The sequence below is a fragment of the Fonticella tunisiensis genome (genome assembly GCF_004364155.1).
GTDB classification, from domain to species: domain Bacteria; phylum Bacillota; class Clostridia; order Clostridiales; family Caloramatoraceae; genus Fonticella; species Fonticella tunisiensis.
Genome location: NZ_SOAZ01000001.1, coordinates 92,236 through 118,321, shown reverse-complemented (window position 1 = coordinate 118,321; position 26,086 = coordinate 92,236). Strand labels below are relative to the sequence as shown.

24 protein-coding genes are annotated in these 26,086 nt (G+C 39.4%); 3 read left to right on the top strand and 21 right to left on the bottom strand.

The features are described 5' to 3' along the window. Together pfkB and EDD71_RS00565 are read right to left on the bottom strand one after the other, a co-directional pair. Complete coding sequence (gene pfkB, locus EDD71_RS00570) at window positions 1-915, bottom strand: 1-phosphofructokinase (RefSeq protein WP_133626804.1); 915 nt, start codon at window positions 913-915, stop codon at window positions 1-3. Beyond that, complete coding sequence (locus EDD71_RS00565) at window positions 912-1,664, bottom strand: DeoR/GlpR family DNA-binding transcription regulator (RefSeq protein WP_133626911.1); 753 nt, start codon at window positions 1,662-1,664, stop codon at window positions 912-914. The genes pfkB and EDD71_RS00565 overlap by 4 nt, the downstream gene beginning before the upstream one ends. Window positions 1,665-1,972: 308 nt before the next feature. On the opposite strand from EDD71_RS00565, the gene EDD71_RS00560 reads away from it, so the two are divergent. Then, window positions 1,973-2,302: a hypothetical protein gene (locus EDD71_RS00560; protein ID WP_133626803.1), complete on the top strand. Its 330-nt coding sequence runs from the start codon at window positions 1,973-1,975 to the stop codon at window positions 2,300-2,302. 250 nt (window positions 2,303-2,552) lie between these two features. On the opposite strand, the gene EDD71_RS00555 is transcribed toward EDD71_RS00560, so the two are convergent. Then, window positions 2,553-3,101, bottom strand: coding sequence for a cob(I)yrinic acid a,c-diamide adenosyltransferase (locus EDD71_RS00555; RefSeq protein ID WP_133626802.1), 549 nt, complete (start codon window positions 3,099-3,101; stop codon window positions 2,553-2,555). 244 nt (window positions 3,102-3,345) lie between these two features. Between EDD71_RS00555 and EDD71_RS00550 the strand changes: the two genes are divergently transcribed. Further along, window positions 3,346-3,690 carry a hypothetical protein gene (locus EDD71_RS00550; protein WP_133626801.1) on the top strand — a complete coding sequence of 115 codons (345 nt, stop codon included), beginning with the start codon at window positions 3,346-3,348 and terminating at the stop codon, window positions 3,688-3,690. A 118-nt stretch (window positions 3,691-3,808) separates the two neighbouring features. After that, on the top strand, window positions 3,809-6,091 hold the full coding sequence (gene helD / locus EDD71_RS00545; RefSeq protein ID WP_133626800.1) for an RNA polymerase recycling motor HelD: 2,283 nt from the start codon (window positions 3,809-3,811) through the stop codon (window positions 6,089-6,091). 280 nt (window positions 6,092-6,371) lie between these two features. Here helD and EDD71_RS00540 read toward each other — a convergent pair whose 3' ends face one another. The 18 genes from EDD71_RS00540 to EDD71_RS00455 form a co-directional block, all read right to left on the bottom strand. Continuing rightward, complete coding sequence (locus EDD71_RS00540; protein ID WP_133626799.1) at window positions 6,372-7,037, bottom strand: LysE family transporter; 666 nt, start codon at window positions 7,035-7,037, stop codon at window positions 6,372-6,374. Between the two features lie 274 nt (window positions 7,038-7,311). Continuing rightward, the gene (locus EDD71_RS00535) at window positions 7,312-7,758 is read right to left on the bottom strand and encodes a threonine/serine exporter family protein (RefSeq protein ID WP_133626798.1); all 447 of its coding nucleotides are present in this window, start codon (window positions 7,756-7,758) and stop codon (window positions 7,312-7,314) included. Between the two features lie 4 nt (window positions 7,759-7,762). Beyond that, window positions 7,763-8,512, bottom strand: a complete 750-nt coding sequence (locus tag EDD71_RS00530; RefSeq protein ID WP_133626797.1) for a threonine/serine exporter family protein — start codon at window positions 8,510-8,512, stop codon at window positions 7,763-7,765. Between the two features lie 49 nt (window positions 8,513-8,561). Next, the gene (locus EDD71_RS00525) at window positions 8,562-9,353 is read right to left on the bottom strand and encodes a VIT1/CCC1 transporter family protein (protein ID WP_133626796.1); all 792 of its coding nucleotides are present in this window, start codon (window positions 9,351-9,353) and stop codon (window positions 8,562-8,564) included. Between the two features lie 283 nt (window positions 9,354-9,636). Beyond that, entirely contained in the window at window positions 9,637-11,409 is a 1,773-nt protein-coding gene (ade, locus tag EDD71_RS00520) for an adenine deaminase (protein ID WP_243116343.1), read from the bottom strand. 86 nt (window positions 11,410-11,495) lie between these two features. Beyond that, window positions 11,496-12,518 (bottom strand): molybdopterin-binding protein, encoded by a 1,023-nt coding sequence (locus EDD71_RS00515; RefSeq protein WP_133626795.1) that lies wholly within the window; start codon window positions 12,516-12,518, stop codon window positions 11,496-11,498. Window positions 12,519-12,552: 34 nt separating this feature from the next. Then, entirely contained in the window at window positions 12,553-13,935 is a 1,383-nt protein-coding gene (locus tag EDD71_RS00510; protein ID WP_133626909.1) for an 8-oxoguanine deaminase, read from the bottom strand. A gap of 6 nt (window positions 13,936-13,941) precedes the next feature. Further along, complete coding sequence (locus tag EDD71_RS00505; protein ID WP_133626794.1) at window positions 13,942-14,925, bottom strand: ornithine carbamoyltransferase; 984 nt, start codon at window positions 14,923-14,925, stop codon at window positions 13,942-13,944. A gap of 23 nt (window positions 14,926-14,948) precedes the next feature. Beyond that, on the bottom strand, window positions 14,949-16,166 hold the full coding sequence (locus EDD71_RS00500) for a YgeY family selenium metabolism-linked hydrolase (protein WP_133626793.1): 1,218 nt from the start codon (window positions 16,164-16,166) through the stop codon (window positions 14,949-14,951). Between the two features lie 53 nt (window positions 16,167-16,219). After that, window positions 16,220-17,620, bottom strand: a complete 1,401-nt coding sequence (gene hydA, locus EDD71_RS00495) for a dihydropyrimidinase (RefSeq protein ID WP_133626792.1) — start codon at window positions 17,618-17,620, stop codon at window positions 16,220-16,222. A gap of 24 nt (window positions 17,621-17,644) precedes the next feature. Beyond that, a complete protein-coding gene (locus tag EDD71_RS00490) occupies window positions 17,645-18,454 on the bottom strand; it encodes an XdhC family protein (RefSeq protein WP_243116353.1) in 810 nt (269 codons plus the stop codon). Between the two features lie 13 nt (window positions 18,455-18,467). After that, the gene (locus EDD71_RS00485; protein WP_133626790.1) at window positions 18,468-19,313 is read right to left on the bottom strand and encodes an FAD binding domain-containing protein; all 846 of its coding nucleotides are present in this window, start codon (window positions 19,311-19,313) and stop codon (window positions 18,468-18,470) included. Then, entirely contained in the window at window positions 19,307-19,783 is a 477-nt protein-coding gene (locus tag EDD71_RS00480; protein WP_133626789.1) for a (2Fe-2S)-binding protein, read from the bottom strand. Before EDD71_RS00480 ends, EDD71_RS00485 begins: the two co-directional genes overlap by 7 nt. Continuing rightward, window positions 19,773-21,914, bottom strand: a complete 2,142-nt coding sequence (locus EDD71_RS00475) for a xanthine dehydrogenase family protein molybdopterin-binding subunit (protein WP_133626788.1) — start codon at window positions 21,912-21,914, stop codon at window positions 19,773-19,775. The genes EDD71_RS00480 and EDD71_RS00475 overlap by 11 nt, the downstream gene beginning before the upstream one ends. After that, window positions 21,914-22,492: a nucleotidyltransferase family protein gene (locus EDD71_RS00470; protein WP_133626787.1), complete on the bottom strand. Its 579-nt coding sequence runs from the start codon at window positions 22,490-22,492 to the stop codon at window positions 21,914-21,916. The genes EDD71_RS00475 and EDD71_RS00470 overlap by 1 nt, the downstream gene beginning before the upstream one ends. A 20-nt stretch (window positions 22,493-22,512) precedes the next feature. Beyond that, complete coding sequence (locus tag EDD71_RS00465; protein WP_133626786.1) at window positions 22,513-24,825, bottom strand: xanthine dehydrogenase family protein molybdopterin-binding subunit; 2,313 nt, start codon at window positions 24,823-24,825, stop codon at window positions 22,513-22,515. Then, window positions 24,822-25,274 (bottom strand): (2Fe-2S)-binding protein, encoded by a 453-nt coding sequence (locus EDD71_RS00460; RefSeq protein ID WP_133626785.1) that lies wholly within the window; start codon window positions 25,272-25,274, stop codon window positions 24,822-24,824. The genes EDD71_RS00465 and EDD71_RS00460 overlap by 4 nt, the downstream gene beginning before the upstream one ends. After that, on the bottom strand, window positions 25,271-26,056 hold the full coding sequence (locus EDD71_RS00455) for an FAD binding domain-containing protein (RefSeq protein ID WP_133626784.1): 786 nt from the start codon (window positions 26,054-26,056) through the stop codon (window positions 25,271-25,273). The genes EDD71_RS00460 and EDD71_RS00455 overlap by 4 nt, the downstream gene beginning before the upstream one ends. Window positions 26,057-26,086: the final 30 nt, after the last annotated feature.

The window sequence follows — 26,086 nt, the reverse complement described above, 5'->3', positions numbered from 1 at the left end:
TTACATAAGCTTTGTTATTTTGACTTGATCCAATAAAGCTTCCACATCTTCTTTTTTGCATAGATCAAATGAAAAAGCAGTGGCACTTCCCGACGCTGCTCCCCATTTAAAGGCTTCTATTAAATCAAAGTTTGCAGAATACTTTGCAAGAAATCCACCTATAAGAGAATCTCCTGCTCCAACTGAATTTCTAACGACGCCCCTGGGTGCAGAAGCATGAAATACCCCTTCACTGCTTATTAAAAGGGCTCCCTCAGCTGCCATTGATACTATAACATTTTGTGCGCCCATTTTAAGAAGCTCTTTACCATATTCAATAGTTTTTTCTATGGAAACCATCTCAACATTGAATATTTCACCCAATTCATGATTATTTGGCTTTATTAAAAACGGCCTGTATTTTAATGTGCATAATAGTGTTTTTCCTGTCGTATCAACTATTACATTTACACCATTTTTAGAACACTTCTTTAAAATTTGTGCATAAATATCCTCCGGCAGGCTTTTCTGTGCCCTTCCTGCTATTACCAAAAAATCTTCAGAAGTTAGCTTCTCTATTTTCTCAAACAGTTTTTCTATATCCTTCTCCTCTATATCAGGTCCTGATCCATTTATTTCTGTCTCTTCAGTGGATTTGAGCTTTACATTTATTCTTGTATCACCCTTGACATATATAAAATCAGTTTCAAGCCCCTCATCTTCGAGGTATTTTTTAACATATTCTCCAGTAAAGCCCCCTATAAAACCCATAGCTTTACTCTTTACATTTAAATTGTTTAAAACTCTTGATACATTTATTCCTTTTCCGCCGGGATACATGTTGTCTGACTCTGCTCTATTAACATAGCCTGGTTTAAAATCGTTAACATGTATTATATAGTCTATTGATGGATTAAAAGTTACAGTATAAATCATTGTTCTGTCACTACCTTTACTTCAGTTTTTTCCGAGTATTTTTCATAATTTTCTACTTTATTATTAGTAATAATCGCAGCTTTATCCAGCTCTGCTACCTTAATAAAGGCCACTTCTCCAAATTTGCTTTCATCTGCAAGTACAAACGATTCCTTTGAAAGCTTTATAGCGCTTTCCTTTAATATTGCTTCGTCCGAATCGGGGGTTGTATATCCATATTCATAGTGAACTCCATTAATGCCCAAAAAGGCTTTGTCAAATCTGAACTTTTCAAGGCTTTTTATGGCGTCTATTCCTACAATTGCCTTTGTTTTAGCCCTGACTTTACCTCCAAGTATATAGGCATCTATCCCTTTTTCTATAAGGGCATCAATATGTTTAAGCCCGTTTGTGACAACAACAATATCATTTTTGTCTATGTAGTTTATCATCTCAAAGGTTGTTGTACCTGCATCCAGGTAGATACTATCGCCATGATTTATTAATGAAGCTGCAAATCCAGCGATTAACTTTTTTTCCTCTATATTTTGAATAAGTTTTTCGTTATAGCTTGGTTCATTAAATCCACCCTTTAAAAGAGTCGCTCCTCCATGAACCCTCTTAAGGGCGTTTATACTTTCAAGAAACGTTAAGTCACGCCTAATTGTAGATTCTGAGGTGTTTGTTAATTCCACAAGTTCACTGATTTTAACCGTTCCCTTTTTCTTTAGTGTATCCATAATCAACCTATGTCTTTCTTCTATGATCAATTTAGTCACCTCTTTATAAATATTTTAATATATAAAACATTCAAAATCAATCATATTGTGTCAAATTTCGCCATTATTATTTTGATAATCAGTCAAATTCATTCATTTCTATCACTCCAACTCTGTTAAACTTACTTGTCGTGCTGATTCTTTTGCAATAAGGTTTTCAGAGCAGCACAACTCGTTAAATTTATAAAAGATTTTCAGAGTATAAGTTATTATTTATATAAACATAATAAACAGTGAGAAACAATAAATCTCGAAAAATATAATCGAACTGTTATTAAGCATTTTAGGAGATGGATATAATGCGTCTTATTGCCAGATTTCCAAACAATAAACAGGCCAGCTTCCTCGTCGATTCACTAAGAAATATAGGATTTGATAGAAGAGATATGATTATAAGTGACCTTGCAGAGGTTCAGGAATTTAGGACAGTTGATAATGCAGCCCGTGAAATATCCTTTATAAAGACCGAACGCCAGGGTTTTGATGAAATAGAGACATTCTCAAGCGGAATTGAAGGATTAAAGGGAGAGGAAGGAATAATCGTTGCAGTCAAAACCCCAAAGCACGAGGCCTCCAGGGTCAGAGAAATAATGGAGCAATCCGGTGCTGTTGAAATAATCCAGGACTAAATGTTTTTTTAAATATTAAAAAGCAGCTCAGTTAATTTTGAGCTGCTTTCTTTTAAAAACTAAGCTTATTATTTAGCCCGCTGTACTAGATAAATTACATATCGGCGCTGCGATAAAAGATATATTTCATTCACCAGCACACTTAACAAAGAAGTTCTTGGCATATAGGATGAAACAGAGCCTTAGAATGGTTCGCGCGGTGCCTGAGCACGAGCAAGCTTCACGAATGCACTTGCCTTGTCAGCATAATTTATCTTAACTTCATTATCTCTTCCTGCTCTCCTTCTATGAAATTAAAGTATCTTGCAAGTGTGTAGAAGAAATCAGAAAGCCTGTTTATATATTGATAACTTTCAGGATAATTTCTGCCTTCAAGTGCCCTTACAAATATCCTTTCTACCCTTCTTGTTATGCTTCTTATTACATTTGAATATGTTGATTGTTTAACTCCTGAAAGATATAAAAAATTTTTCAATTCCTGAAGCCTTGATGTCATCTTATCAATATTCTCCTCAAGGAATTTAACGTTTTCATTTGTTATATGTATATCTTTAAATTTGCTTGAAATTTCAACGCCCATTCTAAAGAGGTGGTATTGTATCTCCCTTAAAACATCATCTATATATTTCTTTTCATCTGCATTTTGAAGCTCCCTTACAATGCTTCTTAAAAACCCCGTATTTGCATTTATCTCGTCAATTCCCCCTTGAAGCTCCATCATTATATCAGCCTTTGAAACCCTTTCTCCCAAAACATTTGAAGTGAATCCCCTATCTCCTGTTTTAGTGTATATTTTCATAAAGAATACCCCCTAAAACTGGTATCACAATATTCACAGTATTACAGTAATCTAATTATACTTCAATTATTATACCCCATCAAATTCATAAAAAACTAAAATACCTGTCAGCATTCAAACCTTCATATTTTAATACACTCAAATATGTTTGCTATTATTTTCTTTTTCTTTCTATAGATCATGAAATTGGACATGCACGATTATTGCCTTTACCTTTTATAATGTATATAAAGAAGGTGATGCTATGTCTAAAAAGTATGATCCTAATAAAAAGCTAAGAAAGATATGGAAAATATGCGAAAACCCCCTTGACCTTATAATTGCATTTGAAAAGGACACAGGTCGGTATTTGCTTTCAGATCCTACTAAAACATACGGCAGAATTCTTGATACAGTTGAAGAAACCATTTATGCGCCTATTTATGTGCTGAGCATTATGAAATACGATCCAATCCCTGCCTGGCATAAATACGAGGGAAGCCAAGACAAATTAATGGAGCTTTTAAATAAAGTTAAGACCATATGGTACACTGACAAGGACTCAAAGGATTTTCATATTGAAGATTACATTAAAAAAGCCCGTGACTAAACGGGCTTTTTTTATATATTCCCCTTTATTTTTTTGCTTTTTTTATGTAAAATTAAAGAACGCTGTCAATTCCACTGATGTTTTCAAAGGCCTCAATATATATTGAGGAGGGATCAATATGAGTATTTCAAATCATCCTGACTACAGTGAGGAACTACAAAGACTTAATTTCACACTTGACTACTTGAAAAAGTATCACAGCTACATTTTAAAAGAAAAGGAACGCATTGATAGGGAGGTTGACTACAATACAAAGCATTTTAGCTCTGACAACAGCCAGCAGTACATCGACCTCATGATAAATACCACCTTCCAAAGCAGCATATCACAGAGGCTTGTTAATATCGAAAAGGCACATTCAAAACCCTATTTTGCAAGGGTTGATTTCACAGAGGATAAAACCGGTAAATATGAAAAAATTTATATCGGCAAATTATCCCTTATGAGCGAGGATCAAAAGGAGCTTATAATAGTTGACTGGAGAGCACCTATTGCAAATCTGTACTATGAAGGAAGGCTTGGAGAGGCGAACTATATTTGTCCGGAAGGTAAAATCGATGGACAGATTAACCTTAAAAGGCAGCATACAATTGAAGAAGGTATTTTAAAGGAGTTCTTTGATATCGACATAACAACAAACGATGAATTCCTTCAAGCCTACCTTGGCGCAAACGCCGACAGCAGGCTAAAGGACATAGTGTCAACCATTCAGGTTGAGCAAAACAGGATTATAAGGGCTGATATGTGGAAACCATTGATAGTCCAGGGTGCTGCAGGGGGCGGAAAAACAACAATTGCACTTCACAGAATTGCATACCTTATATACACCTATGAAAAATCCTTTAAACCGGAAAACTTCATGATCATAGCTCCAAACAGATTGTTTTTAAATTATATATCGGAAGTTCTTCCCGAGCTTGGGGTAGACAGGGTTAAGCAAATAACCTTTGAGGACTTTGCCTCCGAGCTTCTTGAGATGAGGTTTAACCTCAAGGACCCCAATGAAAAGTTATCTGCAATTATAAATTCAAGACAGACCGATGAGGATATAAAAAGAAAACATTTAATGATGAAAGCTTCAAGGTTTAAATCGTCGCTGGATTTTAAAAAGCTCATAGATGACTACATGAGGATAGTTGAAGATGAGCTTATTCCTCAGGAAGACTTTAAAATAGAGGATTTTGTGCTGCTCACATATGATGAAATCCGCAGACTGTTTCTCAAAGAATACAAAGACCTTCCCATGATGAAGCGGGTTAATGAGATTAAAAAACATTTGAACAACAGGCTGAAGCTAAAAAAAGATTCTATTCTTTCAAAACTTCAGCAGGACTGCGACAGGAGAATAATGAGTCTTAAACTCGAAATGCCTGATTCCGAGGAAAGGCACAGACTTATTGTTGAGGCCATAGATACTAAAAATAAACACATAACAAACATCAATTCATATTCTAAAAAAGCAGTAAAAGAATATATATCTAAAATTTCGCCCTTAAAGCCCCTGGAGTATTATAAAAGGCTTATGACAACAGAACTCTTTGACAAGCTTGCTGAAAAATATATAGATAAAGAACTGATAGCGTTTATTAAAAGTAACCAGCTGGAGCTTTTCAATTCTAAACTTCTTGAGATAGAAGATCTTGCCCCTTTAACAGCAATAAAATATCTAGTATACGGATTAAATGAAAAAATACAGGTAAAACATATAGTTATAGATGAAGCACAGGATTTCAGCCTTTATCAGCTATATCTTTTGAAACAAATTATAAAGGACAGTTCCTTTACTATACTTGGAGACCTTTCCCAGGGAATACACTCCTACCGCGGCACAAAGGACTGGAATGAGGTTGGTGAACTTGTATTTGGAAACAACTGCCGGCTTTTATTCCTTGAGCAGAGCTATAGAACCACCGTTGAGATAATGGAGGCTGCAAACAAGGTTATAAAATCCCTGGAAGACCCCAATCTTATACCTGCAAAGCCTGTTATAAGGCACGGCGAAAAGGTTGAATTAATAATAAAAAATGATATGAATGAAATTGCACGGGATATCAAGGAAAAGCTTGATAAGCTTGAAGAAATGGGCTATAAATCTGCGGCTGTTATATGCAAAACCATGGATGAATGTATTGAACTTAGAACTATGTTAAAGGGACTGGGAAAAGATATACCTATAATATCAGGTAATGAAAAGGAGTACAAAGGTGGGATTATTATCGTTCCCTCCTACCTTTCAAAGGGTCTTGAATTCGACCTCGTAATAATTGCAAATGCGTCAAAGAAGACTTATACAAATAGTGAACTTGATGTTAAGCTTTTATATGTTGCAATGACAAGGCCACTTCACAGGCTTTATATATATTCAGCAGGGGAACCTTTGGAGCTTTTAAAGAATATATAGAATAGGATGTTTGCAAGTTATTTTAAATTAGTTTGTTGTGCTGACTCTTTACTTCTCCATTAACTATTCAGGCAAGGATATTGCTTCTTCCATCAATACTCCTTGCCTCTATTTTAATTCATCACAATTTAAAAAGGACATTTATATTTACATATTTTACTGGAAAAAGCTGGGATAAAAATATATGAAGTAAACTGTTTTAACGATAAATTAGAGTTTTTTGCTAGCTCACTAGTAAATGGGATAAATTATTTTATCGCAGCTTCTTTTAAATTCAAAGCTATACAAATATCAATGTATATGTTCCGAAAATTATGAAAACTATGCCAACAATCAATATAACCCACATAAGAACAGTAGATATTTTGTTTGAAGAGCTGATTGACAGCTTCTTATGTCCTTTAAGTACGAGAAAATTGAGGAGCGAGAACCATATTATCATGCCGGCAACTATTGAAGCAATAAAAATATAATATGGCAAAGCACCTCTATAGTGCCATACTCTGATTACTGTACCACTCATGGTGAACCACAGCGAATGGGTTAATGGATTTGAAACAACGATTAAAAACCCGACTATAAATGGCATAGATCTTAATTTTTTATTTTTTATAACGTCGGGATCCGTTTCAAGTTTTTTTACCCTCTCATCACCCTTTACAGATAGATAACCTATTATTGTTAGCACAATTCCAGATATAATCCAGAAAACTGCTTCAGTCCTCTTATGGCCGCTCAAAAGGTTGTACAGCCCAAAATTTATAAGCACAATATCAAGGGTATCTCCAGATATTGCTCCAAGCGAAACCATAAATCCTTCTTTATATCCTCTTGAAATCGTTCTTTTAATAGACTCCAGGCCTGCGGGGCCAAGTGGTATAGAAACTAGAAGTCCTGTTAAAAGTCCTGAGAAAACTGCTCTGATTAGGAGTAAAAACTTATCCATCTCATTACCCACCTTAAAACTTTATATATGTCTTATTATAAAACGTCTGTATAAAAATAAAAAGCCTGAATTTATTTCTAAAATTAAGCTTTTGAAACTAGTTTACCTCAAACACCACGAACTCTACTTCGGCTTCTCATCTGACCACTTGCTAAGAACCTCTAGTTGCTCGCTAAAATAGTTCGTTTCATATATTTTTTATCACAGCTTATTAAAAAGAGAACTGGCACAACAGGTTAACTTCATACAAAAAAATGAGCTGAGAAAAATCAGCTCATTCCTCCCCATCCATTGTTTTTGCCATTTTCCCCTGCTTAAAGAATTTAAAGACGGCAGTTGAAAGTATTATGCCAAAGGCTATTGCACCTGCACTGGCTATAGTTTCTATTCCCTTATCATATGCATCTCTGATGCGGTCCTCTACTATTGCAAGAACTGTGTTATATGCTGTTATTCCTGGTACAAGCGGGAAGATCCCCGGAACAGTAAATACTGATGCAGGTGTTTTGAGTATCCTTGCCATAGCCTCACCATAAATTCCAACACATACGGCACCCACGAATATAGCCATCACTACACCGCCTGTAATTTTATATAGAAGTACATATATACCCCATCCAATAGCTCCACTTAAACCTGCCCATATTAAGTTTTTTCTCTCAATATTAAATAAAACAGCCGGAAAAAAGCTTCCCAGAAAAGCAAGTATAAGTTCCTTCATAAATTCACACCCATCTCGTTCCAAATAATAAAGTAATAGCAACTCCAATTCCTACGGCAGTTGCAATAAACACTGCTTCACCTATTCTTGACAGGCTTGAAACAATATCGCCGTACAATGCATCCTTAATTCCATTTGTAATGGCAAAACCTGGAACCAGAATCATTACTCCACCGATTAATATGCTTTCAACGTTAAGGAAAGGGAAAAAACTATTAGCCCCAATGCTAACAATACCTGCAAACATACCTGATATAATAAGCTGAAGGAACTGGAATGCTGTTATACCTGAGGTTTTTTCCTTAAAGACATATATGCAAACGCTTATAAAAAATGCAGCAATCCCATCCCAAAGGTTGCCTTTAAAAAGGAGAGTATAAACAAAGGCAGTCATGCCTGCAGAAAGAAGCCTTATTCTAAAGTTAAAATAAGGTGAATTTTCAATTCGCTTCAAAGTTCTCTTGGCTTCATCGTATGGGAGTGGATTGTTTGCAAGGCTTCTTGAAAATGAATTTATAAGCTCAATCTTATGAAGGTCCATGGATCTCTCCTTAATACGCTTTACATAAGAAACAACCTCAGCTCCATTACTTGATACAAATATGCCCGTTGGCATAGCAAAGCATTCACAGCTTACGCTATAGCTTTCCGCTATTCTTATTATGGTTTCTTCAACCCTGTAAACCTCTGCTCCGCTTTTTAATAAAATTTCGCCTGCCATAAGGGCAATCTCCATAACCTGTCTCGTATTCATACAAACTTCGCCTTTCCCTTTGTAAAATTTTACTTATATTATACCCGTGTTACGCCACTCCTGAAAGCAGGGTACCTATCAAATATGCTGCAGCTGCTGCAACACCGCCAACAACGAGCATTTCAAGACCTGACAAAAACCAATTCTTTTCCGTAATTTTAACCTTGAGGGCTCCAAGTATAAAAAGAGTTATTCCAGTTAATGCACAGGCTATAGTAAAGGTGTTTTTCTGCAGACCTGGTATGAAATTTGATATCACATAAACCAGTACTGGAATAAAACCAAATACTATAAAGGAAACAAAGGTTGCAATAGCATTCTTAAGTGGTGACTCGTTTTCTTCAAGGATTCCAAGTTCCTCCACCATCATAATATCTGTCCATGCCTTTTTGTACTTTGATATTATATTAGTTACTGTTTTAGCATCTTCCGGACTCATGCCCCTATTCATATACAGTTCAACGAGTTCCTGTTTCTCTCCCTCCGGATAGTGTTCTATCTCCCACATTTCTCTCTGTCTTTCTGCATTTTGATACTCTATTTCCGCCTTTGTACTAAGGTAGTCGCCTATGGCCATTGAAAGCCCATCGGCTATAAGGTTTGCAAGACCCATAATAAGAACGATCCCCGCAGAAAGTGAAGCACCTGCAACACCAGCAACCACTGCAAAAGTTGTTATTATGCCATCAAGTCCTCCATAAATTAGACTTTTTATGTACTGTCCCTGTTCCTGGTTGTGCCTTTCCTCGGACGTTAGCCTCTGCTGATGAGCTTTTCTACTTGCTTCAACATCCTTTGTTTTAAAGGCTTCCCTTGCTTTATCAAGGTTTCTTGAAAACATACCTGTCACTCCTTTTCACATTATGTAAAACATTTTATGCAGATTCAAAATTATACAGAAACCTCTCCTAATAAAGTATATTATAATTAAAACAAACCAATGTTTCTACAGATGGTGTCAAAAATTAAAAGGCCAGCATTACTGACCTTTAAACCTCCTACTAAAGAATTTTTATTATAACCCCTTGCTTTTAAGCTTCTCTATTTCCTTATCCATTGAAGCTTCACTCATATTAAACTTGTTGCCACGCTCTATTATTAAAAAAACTATTAATAGTTACTCCCTAACCTGCTGAAACTTCTATATGTTTAAAAGCCTTTACATCAAACAATCCATCATCTGTAATCTTAAGCTCTGGAACAACGGGAAGGGCTAAAAAGGATAACGTCAAAAATGGATTAAAAAATGAGCTTGCACCAATTGAGTGTACCGCTTCATTTAGTTTCTCAAGCTGATGAACCACTTCATCAAAACCAAACTCGGAAATTAACCCTGCAACAGGCAGTGGAAGGCTCGCCAGCACTTCTCCATTTCTAACTACAGTAATTCCTCCGTGTAGTTTTTCTAATTCCTGTGCCGCAAAGATCATGTCACTGTCATTTGTACCTACAATTATCAAGTTATGGGAATCATGGGCAACTGTAGATGCGATGGCCCCGCATTTAATTTTAAACCCTTTAACGATTCCAAGTCCAATACAGCCTCTTAATTTATGTCTTTCTATAACAGCGATTTTTAACTGGTCCCTTTCAACGCTGGCCTTGAAAAAACCATTCTCTGCTTCAACATCTTCTATTAAATGTTCAGTTAATATGCTGTTTGGAATTATACCTATAACATGTGCACTTTTACCCTTTAAAGGTATTCTAAAGTCCCTCAGGCTTAATTTTGGAAGGTGAAGAGTATCCTTAACGCCGCTGCTTAAACTAATTTCATTTGATTTAAAGCAATTCTCCTTTAATATACCGTTTTCCACTATTATCCTGCCATTTTTAAAGACGCTGTGAACCTTTACTGTCTTCAGATCATCAAGCAGAAGTAAGTCTGCATCATATCCCGGTGCAACCGCTCCTTTGGTATGGAGGCCAAAGCATTCTGCAGTATTGAGTGATGCCATCTGTATAGCCGTAATGGGGGGTAATCCTTTTTTTATTGCCAATCTTATATTATTATCAACACTTCCATCTCTAACCAGTTCATCAACGTGTTTATCATCGGTCACAAAGATACATCTTCTGGAATTATAGGGTGTTACAACATCTATAAGGCCATCAAGGTTTTTAGCAGCGGTTCCCTCGCGTATCATGACATACATTCCTCTTTGGATGCGCTCTTTAGCTTCATTAACCGAAACGCATTCATGATCAGTGCTTATTCCTGCTGTTCTATAAACGTTTATACCATAACAGTTTAAACCGGCTCCATGGCCATCTATTTTAGCATTTGCTTTTCTGGCTGCCATTATTTTATCTGTTATGCTTTCCTCTCCATTTAATACAGCAGGGTAGTCCATTACCTCTGCAAGTCCAAGAACGTTTGGATGATTTAAAAAAGGCTCCAGGTCGTCCTTATTAAGCTCTTCTCCTGAATGCTCAAAGGGCACTGACGGAACGCATGAGGGAAGCATGAAGTAAAAGTCGAAGGGTAAATCCCTGCTTTCATTTAGCATATATTTAATACCATCTATCCCACAAACGTTTGCAATTTCATGGGGGTCGGCAACTGCTGCAGTAACCCCGTGGAGAAGCAGCACTTTTGCAAATTCCTTGGGCGTAACCATTGAAGATTCGATATGCACATGTCCGTCAATAAAAGATGGACAAACATATCTTCCTTCAGCATCTATAATTTTTTTACCATCGTAATGCCCGATGCCAGCAATAACACCGTCCACCAGTGCAACATCACTATGGATTATCTCCCCATTGAATACATCAACAATTTTCCCATTTCGTATAACAATATCTGCCAATTCATTCCTTCCGGCAACTGCAATTTTCTTCCTTAACCTATCTTTGATCGTTATGTCGTCTGTTTTATTGAAAGCAATCTTCACACATAAATACCTCCTGATTGTTGATTAAAACTAACATTTCCACCTATTATTAGGTTTTTGCCGTGGGCTACAGGGATTTATTGTTACTATTTTCCAAAGGGACAATCCGGAAACACACAAACCTTACATCCAGGGCACAAGCCTCCATGTCCGTATGATATCATGTCCTTCCTTGTCAATGTTTCACCTGCAAGAACCCTGGGAAGCAGTAAATCCAGTGAAGTATTTTTCACATATATAGCCGAACCCGGTATTCCAAAAATAGCGATTTTACCCCGGTACGCCAGCATGAGCATATTCCCTGGGATTGCAGGTATTCCATAGGAAACTACCCTATCTGCTGCATTTCTAATGGCCTGCGGGGTAACATCATCTGCGTCCACCGACATGCCTCCGCAGGTAAGGACGATATCCGCTCCCTTTTCAATCAACGACTTAATTTTATTTTCAATTAACTTAGTGTCATCCGGGGAGTACTTTGTACCTATTAGAGAACAGCCATAACGCTTGATTTTTTCCTCCATGACAGGCAGGAACTTATCCTTTATCCTTCCTTCATACACCTCCGTTCCAACAACAACTACTCCTATTCTAAGGGGCTTCAGCGCCTTTACGGTTATTATATTATTGTAATACTCTCTCCCTAATTCCTCAACTTTTTTTATTTTCTCATCCTTTATTACAAGGGGGATTATCCTCGTAGCCGCCAGGTTCTGTCCTTCTCCAACAAGTGTATTTGTATGTATTGTTGCCACAACTATATCATCGATTTCATTAATTTTATTCAATCCTTCAACATTTATCTTTACAATTCCCCTTTTCTTTGCTTTAAGCTCTATTTTGCCCTCAGACGGGCCTGAAAAATAAATATTATCTCCCGCTATTGCCCTTGCAATTCTCTCTGCAGCTTCATTTTCGTGTATATCTCCTTTATTCAGCTCTAGAACATAGATATGGTATTTACCCATATCCTTCAGTATTTCAACATCCTCTTTCTTAATAACATATCCCTTCTTAAAAGCAGGACCTTTAAACTCTCCGGGTATTATTTTAGTCAAATCATGGGCCAGTACCAAACCAGCAGCGTCTTCTATCCTGACCTTTTTCACCTTCACCACCCCAAATCCTAAATTAAACATTTGTCTACCATATTTTTTCACTTGCAAGCTGTCTTTCTTTTTTTACAATATCGGAAGCCACCTCATGGGCTTTTTTTGCCATCTCCTCTGTATCTATAGTTGTTAGCCTTCCATCCTTTACAACAACCCTGCCATTTACCATAGTCATCTTTACAATACTTGTATTTCCGCATGTTACAAGGCCAATCAGCGGATCGTGGCACCCTGAGTATGCAATGTCATTTAAATCAAACAATACTATATCTGCAGCCCTTCCCCTTTGGAGAACGCCTATATCATCCCTTCCCAAAACCTCTGCTCCTCCCCTGGTTGCAAGCTTTAAAACTTGATATGCATCAAGCCCATCTGTACCATATCGAAGATGATTTAGAAGATATGCCCTTCTTACTTCCTCCCACATATTTGAACCGTCGTTTGAAGCGCTTCCGTCAACTGCAATGCCTACCTTAACACCTGCCTCTACAAGATCAGTTGTTGGGCAAATGCCGCTTGAAAGCTTCATGTTTGAGGAGGGACAGTGGGCAATGCCTGAACCCTTAAGCACCTTAATTTCATCTTCATTTATATGAATTACATGGGCAAACCACACATCAGGACCTATCCACCCGAGGCTCTCCATAAGCCTTACGGGTCTCATCCCATATTTTTCAATGCAAAACCTCTCTTCATCCTTTGTCTCTGCAAGATGTGTATGAAGCATTACACCCTTTTTTCTTGCAAGATCCCTCGACTGTATCAAAAGTTCTCTGCTTACTGAAAAGGGTGAGCATGGTGCAAGGGCAATTCGCTGCATGGCAAACCTGTTTTTGTCATGATATTTACCTATAAGCCTCTCGCTGTCCAGCAGTATATCTTCTTCATTCTGCACCACACAATCGGGTGGAAGCCCACCACCGCTTCTTCCAAGTGACATGGATCCCCGGGTTGCATGGAAGCGTATTCCTATTTCAGAGGCAGCCCTTATCTGCACATCTATAAGGTTTTTGGGCTTATCCACAGGAAACACGTAATGATGGTCCATAGTGGTTGTGCAGCCCGTTCGAAGCAGCTCACTAAATCCAACCATAGCCCCATAATACACGGCCTCAGGGGTTATATGCCTCCAAAAATCATAGAGCCCCACAAGCCACGGGAACAGAGGTTTTTCCTGTACTTCACGAATTCCTCTAAAGAGGGTCTGGTATAAATGGTGATGGGTGTTTACAAAGCCAGGAAGTGCTATAAGATCTGTACAATCTATAACTTCATATCCCTCAACAGGTTCTATACCCTTTCTTATTTCCACAATTTCATTGTCATTGATTAATATATCAGCCTTTTCAAAAATACTGTCCGAATCGTCAAAGGTTACAACCCTGGATATGTTTTTTAACAGTTTAAAAGACATTGCCATCTACTTTCCTCCTATAAGCAGCGTCATTACTGCCTTTGCAGTGTGAAGCCTGTTTTCTGCCTCATCATAAACTACTGAGTGGGGCCCATCGATTACGGAATTCTCAACTTCGTTATTTCTGTCAGCAGGTAGGGCATGCATATATATTGAATCCTTGTTTGTGAGCTCCATCATCCTTTCAGTACACTTCCACTCCTTGTTGGCTTCAAGTAAGGAGTCAATTACTTCTTTGCCCGGGTTGGTTACCCAGTTGCCCCAGTTCTTTGGAATTACAACATCTGCATTCCTATATGCTTCCTCCATTTCATGAGTTATCTTAAGACTTCCACCGTATTTTTCAGCGTTATCCCTTGCCTGAGCTATAACCCATTCTGGAAGCTCATATCCTTTAGGGTATGCCAGCGTCACATCCATTCCGAACCTTGGGAATAAAAGAACCTGTGTTACGGGCACGGATATTGGCTTTTTATGGGTTGTAGCATAGGCCCATATTATAGAAACCTTTAGCCTTCTTGTATTCTTGAATTTTTCAACTATGGTCATCAAATCAGCAAGTCCCTGCATCGGATGATATAGGTCACATTGAAGATTAATAACAGGAACAGTTGAATAATTGGCCATCTCCCTTAAGTATTTGTTTCCAACTCCCCAGAAGCAGTTTCTACATGCTATACCATGGCCAAACCTTGAAAGTATGACAGCAGTATCCTTTGCACTTTCCCCATGGGAAATCTGCATTGTGCTTGTGTCAAGGTAGTTCGCATGTCCACCTAACTGTGCTATCCCAGCCTCCATGGAGTTTCTCGTTCTTGTTGACTGCTCGAAGAACATCAAAAATATGGTCTTGCGGAGTAGATATGGTGTATCCACCCCCATGGCAAACTTTCTTTTTAAATCCATTGAAACATCTAGCATGGTTTCTATTTCTTCGTTAGTATAATCCTGAAGGGTAATAAAATGTCTCCCCCTGAATATTGTTTGCATATCAAACTCCTCCCCATATGAATTTATTTACAATATTCATTCACATACACCAGTGGTATGAGGGCATACATAGCTGCACATTTTGCAAGCTCATCCTTCCAGTTTTTTTCATTTGGCGCATGTGCCTGATCTTCGTGCCCTGGGCCAAATCCTATGCAGGGTATGTTGTATCTTCCCATTATGGATACCCCGTTTGTTGAAAAAGTCCATTTATCAACTACCGGCTCTGACTTAAACAGCCTTTTGTAGCAGTCCACAAGGGTTTTGCAGCATACATGATCCCCGGGTATAACCCAGCTTGGGAAATAGCATTCCGTAGGATAAACAAGTCCTGTGTATGATGGCTTTTCATAGCTGTACATGGAAACCTCTGCACCGGAGGATTTAACCGATGGAAGATTTCTTATCTCCTCAATGGCCATCTCCCATGTTTCCCCTGCAGTAAGCCTCCTATCTATTGAGATTGTACATTTGTCCGCGACTGCACACCTCGAAGGCGAAGAGAAGAATATTTCAGAAACCGTAAGGGTGCCCTTTCCAAGAAATTCATCATATCCAAGTTTTTCCCCAAGCTCCTTTAATTCATCAAGTATAGGTGCCATTTTAAATATTGCGTTTTCTCCTCTTTCAGGTGCGGAACCGTGGCAGCTTACCCCGTGGGTTGTAACCTTTATCTCCATTCTTCCTCTCTGCCCCCTGTAAATATTGCATGAGGTTGGTTCTGTTATAACTACAAATTCCGGCTTTATTTTGTCCTCATTTATTATGTACTGCCAGCACAGGCCATCGCAGTCTTCCTCCTGAACGGTGCCTGTTACTATCAAAGTATAATCATCCTCAAGGTTTAAATCCTTAATTATCTTTCCTGCATATAACATGGCAGCCATGCCGCCCTTCTGGTCGCTGGCCCCTCTGCCAAGTATTATCCTATCATCCTCAAAACCCTCATATGGGTCATAATTCCAAAGCTCCAAATCACCGATTCCGACTGTATCTATATGTGCATCCATGGCAATTATATGTTTGCCGTGTCCTATACTGCCAAATATATTTCCCATAGGGTCAATTTCAACCCTGTCAAATCCAACTTTTTCCATTTCATGCTTTATCCTCTGTATAACCCTTTCCTCCCTGCAGCTTTCACTGGGTATTGCTATCATATCCCTTAAAAACTTCGTCATCTCCGGTACATACTTTTGTGAAAGCCTTAATATCTCCTCCACCCTATAGTCATGTGACAAGATATCTCCCTCCTTTGATTAATCTAACATTACTCCCGCAATGTAACTTCCATCTATAGGCAAAAATGTTTATTATTAAATACAGTCTTTCTCTTAATAAACCTGCCTCTTCCCTTTTCTCCTACAAACTCGTAATCCTTCGCTATAATTTCTCCCCTTGATATTGTCATAACCGGATATCCCTTAAGTTCAAATCCCTCATAGGCTGTATAGTCAACGTTGCTGTGCAGAATACCTTGAGTCAGTTTTACCCTTCTGTCGGGGTCAATTATTACTATATCTCCATCGCTTCCCGGGGCTATGGTTCCTTTTTTAGGATAGAGACCAAATATCTTTGCTGGATTTGTACAGCATACCTCCACAAATTTGTTTATTGAGATTCTTCCCTTCACTACTCCCTCTGAAAAGATGAGTGGCATTCTCTCTTCTACACCTGGTGCTCCGTTGGGGCATTTTGTAAAGTCGTCCCTTCCAAGCTGCTTGTCGGTTTCAAAGTGAAATGGGCAGTGATCCGTTGCAATAACCTGTATATATCCTCTTTGAATGCCATTCCACAAAGATTCATTGTCCCCTTTGCTTCTAAGCGGGGGGCTCATAATATATTTAAGCCCTTCATTATTATCTTCCCTGTATTTTTCTTCACTAAGAAGAAGGTACTGTGGACATGTTTCTGCGTACACACTTTGCCCACAGTCTCGTGCTTCCTCTATATATTTAAGCCCCACTGAGGTTGTCAGGTGTACTATATACAGCGGCGCATCCCCGGCCATTTTGGCAATTTCTATTATTCTATTAATAGCCTCTCCCTCGCACTCCTTCGGTCTGCTTAGGGCATGATATAAAGGAGAGGTCTTTCCTTCCTTTACAAACCTATACCTTAAATAATTTATAATTTCATGGTTCTCTGCATGGACAGCAGTAATTCCACCCAGGCCTTTAAGCCTTTCCATAAACCTTAATGCATCATCATCCTTCACTCTATAATCATAGGTCATATATATCTTAAAACTTGGTATCCCATGGAAGGATATCATCTCTATTAGCTGATTTAATATGCTCTCATCCACATGCTGTACCACCCCATGAAAGCTGTAATCTACAACCGCATTTCCCTTTGCATAGCCGTGGTACACGTTAAGTTGATGGTCGAGTCTGCATCCCGACGGGCCAAAACCCATGTGATCGATAATGCAGGTTGTTCCACCACAGGCAGCAGCTACAGTGCCCGTATAAAAATCATCCCTCGCTGCGGCACTACCGGTATGGAGGTTAAAATGGGTGTGGGCATCTACTCCGCCGGGGACTACTATTTTACCCTTGGCATCAACTAAAATATCAGAATCTTTCTTAAGACCCACCCCTATCTCTCTAATAATTCCGTCCTCTATATATATGTCTCCTTCAAAGTCATCGGAAGCAGTTACTATTCTTCCATTTTTAATTACTGTTCTCATACTCCTCTACCGCCTATCAGGATATTATGCCCAGTCGGCTGTCATGTGTTTTTGCCCTTCCTTTTTATATCTTAAAGCCTGTATTTCCGAAACTATAGATATGGCTATTTCCTGAGGGGACGTCCCCCCAATATCAAGTCCTACAGGTGCATAGAGCATGCCAAAATCCAGCTCTCCACCAAGCTCTTCCCTAAGCCTTTTTACCATATATGAGGCCTTGTTCTTCGATGCCAAAAGCCCGATATATGAAGGCTTACAACCCTTCTCATAAATACCCCTTAAAACTTCATACTCTAAATCATGGTTATAGGCTGCAACAACAATAAAGCAGTCATCACCAAAATCCAGCCCCCTTATTATTTCAGAATAATTTCCGCAGTAAAACTCCTGGTTTTCTGGCATATTTTCAGGCCTTTGCCCTCTGTCGTCAATAATAACAACTCTATAATCAAGTCCCGCCAGCATAGTCGATATGCATTTTCCAACATGTCCTGCTCCAAATATATAAACGTCTGGTCTTAATCCAATATATTCAAAGTAAAGGGTTACAATACCTCCACATATCATGTTTATGCTTATGGAATCACCTTTTCCCTTTCCACCCGTAAAGTCATAGCTCTGTATGGTGCTCCTTTGCTCCTTTAAAAGATCCTTCGCCTTCTGAAGGGCAAGATATTCAAGCTCTCCCCCTCCGATGGTGCCCTTGAATTCCCCGGTAGAATATAATAGAATCTTTTTCCCGACGGTTGAAGGGCCCTGTCCTTTTCTATCCACACAGGTTATTAAAACTCCTTGCTGCCTGTTTTTCTTCATTTTACATACTTCTTCATACATATCCACTATGTATTCACCTCCATTTACATGACATCAAAAAATTCTCCACAAACCTAAGGCACACTTCCCTTCTATAGTTTGCCGTAGACCTCTGGTCATCTATGGGTTTAATGATGCTGCCGTACATCTTTTTTATTTCACCAACTTCCAGTTTCTTCTCACTTACCATCTCTACAATTTTCTTTTCAATACGCCTGCTCCTCACTACAGTAGGACCTACTGCGCCAAAGGCAAACCTTATATCTTTGAGCTCTTCTCCTTCAATTTCAGCAAGGCCTGCAAATGAAACCTTTGAAAGGGCTGTTGATTTTCTTGTCCCTACCTTCCTGTAGGCTCTGATTTTGAAATTCTTTGTAGGAATCCTGACTTCCGTTAAAATCTCATTCCATCCTATTACATTTTTCCCGGGTCCAAGTATAAAGTCTTCAATATTAACTTCACGCCTTCCGTAGATGCTCTCCAAAACAACGGATGCATCCATGGCATATAAAAGAGGCAGGCAGTCCCCCGCAGGTGAGGAGTTGCATATATTTCCACCTATTGTTGCCATGTTTCTGATGCCTGGAGAAGCTATCATGATAAATGCTTCTTTTATAAAATCAGGTATCTGACTATTATCAATTATCCGTGTAAAAGTACAGGCTCCTCCTATGGTTAAAAAAAATTCATTTATTTTAATCTTCCTTAGTTCATCCAGATCCGATATGAACACTACAGGCCTGTCAAAGGAAGGTTCCAAGCCTGACCAACTCTTTCCCTTTACCATAAGGTCTGTGCCACCTGCAAACAAAGTACATTTTTCAGAGGATATTATCTCAAGTGCTTCTTTAAGGTTTGAAGGCCTGTATACCTTTACCATAATCCATCACCTCTTTCAGAGGCCAGTTTAATTGCCTTTACTATCATGTCATAGCCTGTGCATCTACACAGGTTCCCCGATATACCTTTCCTTATCTGTTCTTCAGTTGGGTGTGGATATTTCCTTAAAAGGAACTCTGCGGCCATAATCATTCCCGGTGTGCAGAATCCACATTGCACGGCCCCTGCTTCCTCAAAGCTTTCCCTTAACACTTCAAATTCAGGTGTACTCCTAAAGCCCTCTATTGTAAGTACCTCCTTCCCTTCCACCCTTCCAACAGGATAGAGGCAGGAGTTTACAAGCTCTCCATCTACTATTATTGAGCAGGCTCCGCACTCACCTTCTCCACAGCCTTCCTTTGTCCCAGTTAATGAGAAGTCTTCCCTTAATACATCCAAAAGCCTTTTCAGTGGACTTGCAGATATCTCAACAGTTTTAAAGTTCAATGTAAACCTTATTTTATTTTCCATTTTGAACCACCTCCATAAGGTGTTCCGGCCTTACAGGTATTTTATTTATTTTAACCCCAAGTGCATCCTCAATAGCCAGTGCATAGGCTGGAGCTGCTCCAACAAGGGTTAACTCACCAAGGGCTTTGGCTCCAAAGGGCCCTCCACCGTATGGCTCACACATAAGCTCGCTTTTTATTTCCGGAACGTCCATTGATGTGGGAATTGTATAGTCCGTGCTTTTTCTCTGCATTATCTTTCCTGACCTGTCCTCCATAACCTCTATGCTGGCATATCCAAGCCCCTGAACGATTCCTCCATCTATTTGTCCCTTTACGATTCTCTCATCTATGGCGCTCCCTATATCAAATACCGCCCATACTCCATTTATTTTAACTTCACAGGTCGTCGGATCCACTTCAACCTCCACAGCGTTTACTCCCCAGGAATATGAAGTATAGGCATCCCCCTCAAACCTGTCATTATCCCAATAAAACCCTTCAGGATATTTATACTGTACCTCAACCTCAACCCTGTCCTCACTCCATCTTTCCTTTAACTTTTCGGAAGCTTCCTGTACAAGCTTTCCAACTATTACAGTTGTTCTTGACGCAACTGTTGGACCTGAATCAGGCACCCTGTCAGTATCGGGATTATTGAAAATTATTTTGCTAAGGGGTACTTCAAGGGTTTTTGCAGCTATTTTTCTAAGGGTTGTTCCAGCTCCCTGGCCCATTTCTACATTTGAAACAAGTATTTCAACATACCCTTTATCATCCTTTACAAGCCTGACCCTTCCCTTTATATGGTCCCTCTCACCACTTCCTGTAAAACCTCCCCCATGAAAAAACATTGAAAGGCCTATGCCATTTAGCTTTCCAATTTTTCTTTTCTCTTTAAAGGCCTTCTTCTTTTCCTCTAATGATGACATTTTAATAACCCTGTTCACCATCTCAGGAAGAAGTATTCTGTCTCTGTAAAGCCCGCCTGTAGTAGACCTGTCTCCCTGTCTGAGTATATTACTGAGCTTAAACTCAAATGGATCTATACCCAATTCCCTGGCTATATGCTCCATATGCATTTCTATGGCGAAGAAGGCCTGGGGTGCTCCAAAGCCTCTAAAGGCTCCGCTTACAACTTTATTTGTGGCCACTGCCCTTCCCCTGACAACCAGGTTTTCTATATTGTATACCCCTGCTGATGCAAACATGGCTCTTTGAAGTACAACGCTTGACAGGCCGGAATAGGCTCCTGCATCAAGTACAATATCCCCTTCCATTCCCAAAACCCTGTAATTTTCATCTATATAGCTTTTGAGCCTTATTTTTGAAGGGTGCCTTTTAGTTGTAACTTCTATATCCTCGTTTCTTTCAAATATCAAGCAGACAGGCTTTTTTGTCTTTAGGGCTGCACAGGCAACCTGACCACCAATAAGGGATGGATAATCCTCTTTGCCTCCAAAGCCTCCTCCAGTAGTTGTCTGAACAATTCTTACTCTATACGGTTCAAAACCGAGGCATTCTTCTACGGCATTTTTGACATAATACGGACACTGAATTGAGCCATATATTGAAACCTTTCCCTCTTCATATACTCCTATCATACCCTGTGGTTCAAGATAGAACTGTTCCTGGTAGCCCGTTTCATACTCCCCTTCATAAACAAACTTTGCCCTTCTCTTTGCAGAAACCATATCTCCCTTTGAAATGGTATAGTCAGAAAAACAATTGTTATCACCAAATATGGGCTTTTCAGCATTTAATCCATCTTCAACGGAGAGTATGGGTTCAATCCTTTGATATTCCACCCTAATCTGTGAGAGAATGCTCTCTATTACCCTTTTATCCTTACCCACAACCAAAGCAATTGGCTCGCCTATGTAGTTTACAACCCCATCTGCAAAAAAGGGCATATCATAGTCTATAATCTTAACCCTGTTCCTTCCGGGAACATCTCCTTTATCTACTATGCAGTACCCATCTGGAAGTTTTGGGAAAACTATATTTTTAATAATTGCTCTAGCTTCTGTTGATCTTAATGTCCTCGCATAAAGCATGTCTTTAAATTTATAGTCCCCTATATATTTGGCAATGCCGGCTATTTTATCCGGCACATCCTCACGCCTAACCGACTGACTTATGTTAAATTCCATCATTTCACCCCCTTGATGCACCACGACAATATGTTTTCGTAATCCTCCATTGTATCAACATCCATCAATATCCCCCTGCAGTCTACAGGCACAAATACCGGTTCACTGTTTCCTATGTAATCCCTTAGGCTTAAATACCTTCCCTCCTCTAAGATTTCATCCTTTACACTGCCATTAAAGAAAACTGGATGTCCCTTTCTTCCCTGAAATGTTGGTATGACGATTTTATCATCATGCTTTAAAAGCTCCCTGTATACATCCTGCGATATAAGGGGGTAGTCCCCGGGGGTGAAGAAAAACCTTTCCTCTTTAACAAGGCCAATTCCCTTTTTTACAGAGCTGAACATGCCATCTTTGTAGTTCTCATTAAAGACAAGCAATACCCTGTCATACCTTTTAGCAATGGGTTCAAGCATTTCTATTTTGTATCCTCCAACAAGTATTATCCTTTCACAAAAGGGAAGCATGCCTTCTATGGTGTTTTCTATTATTGTCCTGCCATTTAAAATCAGAGTCATCTTATATGTTTTAGCCCTTGAAGAAAGCCCTGCAGCAAGTATTATCCCCTCAACCCCCATAGTATCCTTTCCCCCATACTTTATTTCATCTTCTTTTTGAGCTCCATTAAAATATACTCCGGTGTAACAGGAAGTTTGGTTACTCTAACACCAATGGCATTATATATTGCATTGGTTATAGCCGCAGGGGGGGTATCTGTTCCTATTTCCCCTACGGATTTTGCACCAAATGGCCCCGACGGTTCATAGCTTTCAGCAAACTCAACGGTAAGCTTATTTATATCCTTTCTGCTTGGAATTCTGTACTGAAGGAAGTTATTGGTTAAAAGCTTTCCGTTTTCACCATACTTTACACCTTCAAACATAGTCATTCCTATCCCCTGCACAAGGCCGCCTTCAATCTGTATACGGGCAAGGTTTGGATTTATGGGTGTTCCACAGTCAACCACAGCTGTATAATCTATTAAATCCACTTTACCTGTTTCCAAATCCACCTCAACCTCAGCAAAGCCTGCCAAAAACGGAGGTGGTGAAACCTCCCCACAGAAGGATTCGCAAACCATAAGCTGCTTTTGTTTATTGCTATAGTAAAGCTCCGTTGAGAGTTGACTTAAGGAAACTGAATTTCTTCCGTCCTTTGTCCTTATAAATTCACCGTCAAATTCAACTTCATCTTTAGAAACTCCAAACCTTTCGGCGCCGGCTTTCTCAATTAAACCCTTCATTTTCCTTCCTGCCCTGTAAACAGCGTTTCCTGAAACGTAGGTGGTGCTTGACGCATAGGCACCGCAGTCAAATGGGGTTAAATCTGTGTCGGATGAATATACAACAACTTTATCAGTTGAAACTCCTAAGGCTTCTGCAGCTATCTGGGCCAATATTGTGTCGCTTCCTGTACCTATATCCGTAGCTCCAACCATTAGGTTGAAAAAGCCGCCGTCATTTAATTTAATAACCGCCGAGCCCATATCAATACATGGTATTCCAGAACCCTGCATGGCAATGGCACTTCCTATTCCCCTAACTTTGTTTTTGCCTATCTGTTTTCGAGGATATTTATCCTTCCATCCGCACAGTTCCATACCTCTTTTTACACAGTACTCAAGCTTGCAGCTGTCAACAGTCATATCAACGCCCTCTGTACCTTCTCCCATTATTTTAAATACAGGTGATGTTTCACCTTCTTTAATCATGTTCTGAACTCTAAACTCCACAGGATCCTTTCCCACCGCCAAGGCAAGTTTATCAATTGTAGCCTCCAGTGCAAAATTTCCCTGAACAGCTCCGTATCCTCTAAAAGCTCCCGCAGGTGTATGGTTTGTATAGACAACCTTTCCTCCAAACCTCACTGCCTCTGCCTTGTTATAAAGTGGAAGGGTCTTGGAACCTGCCACCATGAACACAGTTAAGGCATGTTCGGCATAGGCTCCTGTGTTTGACAGTATTTCCATATCTATAGCCTTGATGTTCCCATCCTTATCCGCTCCGATTGTCACATCTATTCTCATTGGATGCCTTGTATATGTTGCTTCAAAAACCTCTTCCCTTGTGTATATAAGCTTTGCAGACCTTCCAGTCCTCAATGCAACAAGAGCTACTAAAAACTCCCCGTGAAGTGCCTGCTTTCCTCCATAGCCTCCGCCTATTCTTGGCTTTATAACACGGATTTTATCAAGAGGCAGCCCCAGGGCCTCTCCAACAATTCTTCTTGCATGGAAGGGGGTCTGGGTGGAGGACACTATATTTAGCCTTCCATTAATATCCACATACGCAAAGGATGAGTGTGTTTCCATTGCAGTGTGATTTTGTGCCTGGGTGTAGTATCTTTCACTGACCACATAATCACATTTTTTGAGGGTTTTATCCAAATCTCCAAAGCTCATATGGTATTCTGCTGCAATGTTTTTAGATGGGTTAAAGCCCGTTGGAAACATCTCGTGTGCTTCCTTTTCAGGATGTATAATGGAAGGATGGCCCTCGGCCCTTTCAAAATCCAGCACCGGTTCAAGCTTTTCATATTCAACCTCTATAAGCTTTAAGGCTTCAACTGCCGTCACTTCATCCTCGGCAGCTACCGCTGCAACTTCATCTCCTATATATCTTACATACTCATCCAGTATGAATTTATCATGTGGGGATGGCTCCGGATATCCCTGACCCGCCCTTGTAACAATGTTTCTCGGAACGTTTTTATATGTTAAAACACATTTAACGCCCTTCAGCTTCTCAGCCTTTTCAGTATCTATATTCTTTATCCTTGCAAAGGGATATGGGCTTCTAAGCACCTTTACAGTTAAGGCATTTTGAGGTGCCAGATCTTCGGTATAGGCCGGCTTTCCAACCGTTAATCCCATACCATCCTTCTTTGGAACGGATTTGTTCACTTCCTTCATTCAGACACCCCCATATACTTTTTAACAGCCCTTAGCTGTCCCTCATACCCTGAACATCTGCACAGGTTTCCTGCAAGATAGTTTTTAATACCTTGGGAATCGGGATTTTCAATCTCCCTCTCCATTGCAATAACTGTTAATAAAAATCCCGGTGAGCAGAAGCCGCACTGAACAGCTCCCTCTTCAACCATAAACTTTCCTATTCTGTCCGCTTCCTCCTTAATACCTTCTATGGTGGTTATATTGTGACCATCAGCCTTTACTGCAAGATATGAACACGACGGAACAGGCATGCCATCAAGAAGTACAGTGCATACTCCGCAGGAAGATGTTCCACAGGCCTTTTTAATGCTTGTAAAACCACACCTTCTTAAAACGTCATAGAGGACTTCCCCTGGCTCCACATCTATGTCCCTATTTATATTATTGATTTTCAGATTTATCTTCACTGTATCACCTCCATAATGGCCCTCTTAACTAATGCTTTACAAAGCTCTTTTCTGTATTCGGCAGAAGCCCTTATATCGCCTCCAAACTGGAGCGTAGTTGATGCGATCTCCCCTGCCCTTAAGGCAGTTTCTTCGTTTACTTCACTGCTGTTTATAAAGCTCATTGCCTCATAAGCTACCTTTGCCCTCTTTGGCCTTGCTCCCACGCAAATTCTGAATCGGTTATCCTTCATTGCTACAGCTACATTTATTAAAGAAAAGTCTGCAGAGCTATTTCTCATATTTATATAAGCTGCCTTTCTGTTATCCTTTTTAATACTTATTTTAAGAAGTATATCCCTGTCTATTTTCTCTTCAAGGAACTTCTCAAGGCTCATCTTACCTCCATTACAAAGCTCAACCTCTGCATCCAGTGCAAGAAATGTTGTTATGATATCGGAAAATCCATATCTTCCATATACAGAACCACCAATGGTTGCAGTATTTCTAAGCTGCACTCCCATGATACAGGATAATGTCTTTGTAATTACACCATCAAAGTTTTCTTTAGCAAAACTACTCGTCTCCAGCTTTCTAAGCGTTGTCATTGCTCCAATCAAAAATTCCCCATTCTTTTCTTCAATAAAATTTAGGTTAAGTTTTGACAGGTCTATGGCGGTTTCTACTTCTCTATTTCCAAGATTTAAAAAAGCCCCTCCACCGATTATGACTGCATTTTTGCTCTGAAGCAGTCCGTAGGCTTCATCTATATTTAAAGGACGCAAATACTTCTTTATATTCAAAAACATCATCTCCTTCCAGATAAACTTTAT